Here is a 427-nt window from a genome sequence, read left to right on the forward strand (position 1 = left end):
AAAAAAATGCACGTGATCACCAATTTCTTTTATACTTGAATTGTCGAGAAACAAGTCAAAGAGAAAGGTGATACGTGCATATGAATTTTATCATGAATATTCCAGGATTAAAAGATGTACTCATTGAAAAGATAGAGGAACATGGAGAGCGAATCGTTTTACATGTATCACTACCAAAGAAACTCCATCGTTGTCCTAGTTGTGGTGCGCGTACCAAGAAAGTACATGATTATCGGCTCCAAAAGATTAAGCATCTCAAGTGGTTTGAACGACTGACGTGTCTATTTTATAAACGTCGTCGATACGCGTGTGCTTGTGGAAAACGTTTTTCTGAAAAGGCATCTTTTATTGATAAGTATCAACGGTTTTCAAAAGAATGGAATCTAGTAGCACAAGTCCGATGCATCAAAGCCAAGACGTTTAAAGA

The 427-nt window shown here is 37.0% G+C and carries 1 protein-coding gene; it reads left to right on the forward strand.

The window, feature by feature from the left end:
- Positions 1-80 precede the first annotated feature (80 nt).
- Positions 81-427: transposase family protein (locus CSV64_RS16495; RefSeq protein WP_143565218.1), on the forward strand; the 347-nt coding region annotated here is incomplete at its 3' end.

Origin of the sequence: Sporosarcina sp. P32b (assembly GCF_002743335.1) — a bacterium.
Classification (GTDB): domain Bacteria; phylum Bacillota; class Bacilli; order Bacillales_A; family Planococcaceae; genus Sporosarcina.